This window comes from Chitinimonas sp. BJB300, from assembly GCF_002735695.1.
Classification (GTDB): Bacteria; Pseudomonadota; Gammaproteobacteria; order Burkholderiales; family Chitinimonadaceae; genus Chitinimonas.
In genome coordinates, this window is sequence record NZ_PDZH01000222.1 from 1 (window position 1) to 3,747 (window position 3,747).

Genomic DNA, 3,747 nt, shown 5'->3' on the forward strand with positions numbered 1-3,747 from the left:
CCCTGCTGATGGACCTGCTGTTCTCGGTCGTCTTCATCGCCGTGATGTTCTACTACAGCGGCTGGTTGACCTTGATTGTGCTGCTCAGCCTGCCTTGCTACGCCTTGTTGTCGTTCATGATCACCCCAGTCTTGCGCGCACGGCTGGACCAAAAATTTGCCCGCGGCGCAGAAAACCAATCCTTCCTGGTCGAGGCCATCAATGGGGTTGAGACCATCAAGGCCATGGCGGTAGAACCACGTGTGATCGAGCGTTGGGACAACCAACTCGCCGCCTATGTGGCTGCCAGCTTCAAGGTAGGCCAGCTGGGCAATATCGCCAGCCAAGTCGTTTCGATGATCGGCAAGATCGTTACCGTGGCCACCCTGTGGCTGGGTGCGAAGTTGGTGATAGAAGGCGACCTAACGGTAGGCCAGTTGATTGCCTTCAATATGCTGGCCGGGCGAGTTGCCGGGCCCATCATGCGTTTGGCACAGTTATGGCAGGACTTCCAGCAGACCGGCATTTCCATGCAACGGCTGGGGGATATTCTCAATACCCGTACCGAAGTCACCCAGGGCAGCCGTGCCGCCTTGCCGGCCATTGAGGGGGCGATTGAATTCGACCAAGTGGGTTTCCGCTACCGTCCCGACGGCCCGGAGATTCTTCGCGGTATCTCGCTGCAGATCAAACCCGGTGAAGTAATCGGTATTGTGGGCCGGTCTGGCTCGGGCAAGAGCACCCTCACCAAGCTGGTGCAGCGCCTATATGTGCCGGAACGCGGCCGGGTGTTGGTCGATGGGGTAGACCTCGCCCTGGCCGACCCAGTATGGCTGCGCCGCCAGGTCGGCGTCGTGCTGCAGGAAAACCTGCTGTTCAATCGATCACTACGCGACAACATCGCCTTGGCCGACCCTGGCATGCCGATGGAAGCGGTGATTCACACGGCCAAGTTGGCGGGGGCGCATGACTTCATCGTCGAATTGCCGGAAGGCTACGACACCATGGTGGGCGAGCACGGCACCGGCCTATCGGGCGGCCAGCGCCAACGTGTCGCCATTGCCCGCGCCTTGGCCACCAACCCACGCATCCTGATTCTGGATGAAGCCACCAGCGCACTCGACTATGAGTCCGAACGCATTATCCGCGACAACATGGCCGCCATCAGCCAAGGGCGTACCGTCATCATCATCGCCCACCGCCTTTCCACGGTCCGCATGGCAGACCGCATCATCGCCGTCGATAAAGGACAAATTGTTGAAGAAGGCCGCCATGACGACCTCGTCAACAAACCGCAAGGGTATTACGCCCACCTCCACAGCTTGCAACAAGGTTAAGGGCGATATTCATCATGTTGAAATTTGAAGCATTCAAAGGCCTGTTGCAACGTTACCGCGCCGTGTGGCAAGCCGCCTGGGCCATACGAGACCAACTCGAACCCAAACCCAAACTGGGTTACGAAGCGCAATTCCTGCCTGCCGCCCTGGAATTGCAGGAAACACCGCCTTCGCCTATTCCACGGCTTACCATGAAGGTCCTGATCAGCCTGTTCCTGATCGCACTGTTGTGGAGCATCTTCGGCAAGATCGACGTGGTCGCCGTGGCGCAAGGTAAGGTGATTCCCGACGATCGCACCAAGATTATCCAGTCGCCCGAACTGGCCATTGTGCGGCGCATTCTCGTGCGCGACGGCCAACACGTCAGGGCAGGTGAAACGCTGGTTCAGCTTGACGCCACCAGTGCCGGGGCTGACCGCGACCGCCTGGGGAGCGAACGTGGCTCGGCAGTGCTGCAGGTTGTACGCGCCCAAGCGATGATCGAGGCACTCAACAAGGGCCGATCACCCCAGCTACTCCCGCCCCCAGGTCTTGAGCCCGCTGCCGTTGTCGACGAACAGCGATTGCTGGCAGGCGAATATGCCGAATTGCAGGCCAGGCTTGCATCGCTAGATGAACAAACTGCCCAACGCCGCGCCGAACTCGCCACCAGCCAACAAAGGTCAGCCAAGTTGCAGGACACCCTGCCCATCGTCAAGCAACGGGCAGAAGACTTCCGTGGCCTGGCAGACAAGAACTTCGTGGCCAAGCATGCTTTGTTGGAAAAAGAACAAGCCTTGATGGAAACCCAGCGCGACCTAGCCACCGAACAGAGTCGATCTCGCGAACTCGACCACGCCATTGCCCAAAACCTGCGCGAACGCAGCAGCCTGCTTGCACAGGCCAAGCGAACCGCGTTGGACCAGCTGAATCAGGCGCAGGTCAAAGCCAGCTCGCTGACACAGGAATTGGTCAAGGCCGAACAACGCAACACCTTGCTGACGCTGAAGGCCCCGGTGGACGGTGTAGTACAGCAACTCGCCGTTCATACCGTAGGTGGGGTGGTAAAGGAAGCCGACCCACTGCTGCAAGTGGTACCGCAAAACGATAGGCTGGTGGTGGAAGCCCAGATCGAAAACAAAGACATCGGCTTCGTTTACGCCGGCCAGGAAGCAGAGGTCAAAGTGGAGACCTTCAGCTTCACCAAGTACGGCACCTTGTCAGGCAAAGTGCTGACGGTATCGAACGACGCGGTACAAGACGAAAAGCGCGGCCTGATCTACCCCGCCCGAGTGCAGCTCGATAAATCATCGGTGCGGGTGGAAAACAAGCAGGTCAACCTCAGCCCTGGCATGGCCGTGACAGCCGAAATCAAGATCGGCAAACGGCGGGTAATTGAATACTTCCTCAGCCCGCTGAGCGAGCATTTGCAGGAAAGCTTGCGAGAGCGGTAAAAACCATCCCTCCTGCCGCCTCCGACAAGTGCCATTGCACCCAAAAGCGACCGCTTTAGGGCGGAGATAACAGGCAATGGCGCATGACGGCTATTGGCACGGGTACGTGAACAAACATTACGGATAGGAATTAGCCAAACGTGCCGCACGAATGAAACAGTGCGTTCGTCAAAATTACGCACTGTTCTCGCGCGTGCATTGGGCGCACCTTACTGCGCACTGTAGAAAATAACGATCCATGCCAGCGAGCTTGAATGGATCGATTGTGCTAGCGAGGGGGGTTCTGCCTCTGTTGCTTGGGGGATTACCAGTCCACTATTTCGCTGACTCTCTATAAGTACACAAAAAGTGGGTGTAACCGGTGTTACGGTGTAACCAACTGCTAAAACCCCCGTGGCACAAGGCTTTCAGCGGTTACACCCTGGTTTCACACCCGGCGCTTCGTGTAACCAAACCGTGTAACCAGGCGCGAAATGGTCTGCTGGTTACCTTCATTTCTGGCCTAGTGTAACCAGGGTGTAACCGCTTTCTGGCTTTAAATCCTTGTCCTTACAGGCTTTTTTTTATTGGTTACACCGTTACACCGGTAACACCTGTTTTTTATGTCGCACTCGGTAGTGGTTCTGCTTCTGCTCCTTCCTTTCTTACGATGGCCAGGAATTTGTAGAAACGTCTCGGCTGTCTGGGTAGGTCGGGCGTCTTGTGCACCGAGGTGGATTTGCCATCATTCCCCGCCTGGAGCATATCGGCTTTAACCAAGGCGCTGGCCGCCATGATCTTGTCGAAACCTTCGGCAATCTCATCCGTAAACACGCCTGGAAACACCAACCAATAGATCGAGTCGCTACCCCGACGCCGGTAACCCGCACAATTGGGCATGATGGGTTCACGGTCACTGCCGGCATCGTGCCAATCAATAAAGCGCGCAAACGCATTGGCGGCAAACCACGCTTCGGCTTGGTCGAGTATCTGGCTATCTTCGCGGTTCCCCAAGCCAT

Annotated in this window: 2 protein-coding genes and 1 pseudogene; 2 read left to right on the plus strand and 1 reads right to left on the minus strand. The window is 57.2% G+C overall.

The annotated features are described in order from the left end of the window. The coding region (locus CSQ89_RS20400) for a type I secretion system permease/ATPase (protein WP_143747059.1) at window positions 1–1,316 on the plus strand (1,316 nt) is incomplete at its 5' end. A gap of 14 nt (window positions 1,317–1,330) precedes the next feature. Beyond that, complete coding sequence (locus tag CSQ89_RS20405; protein ID WP_099407840.1) at window positions 1,331–2,749, plus strand: HlyD family type I secretion periplasmic adaptor subunit; 1,419 nt, start codon at window positions 1,331–1,333, stop codon at window positions 2,747–2,749. 600 nt (window positions 2,750–3,349) lie between these two features. Here the strand turns inward: CSQ89_RS20405 and CSQ89_RS22675 are convergent. Next, window positions 3,350–3,747 (minus strand): annotated as a pseudogene (locus CSQ89_RS22675) (DUF927 domain-containing protein); the annotation flags it as partial.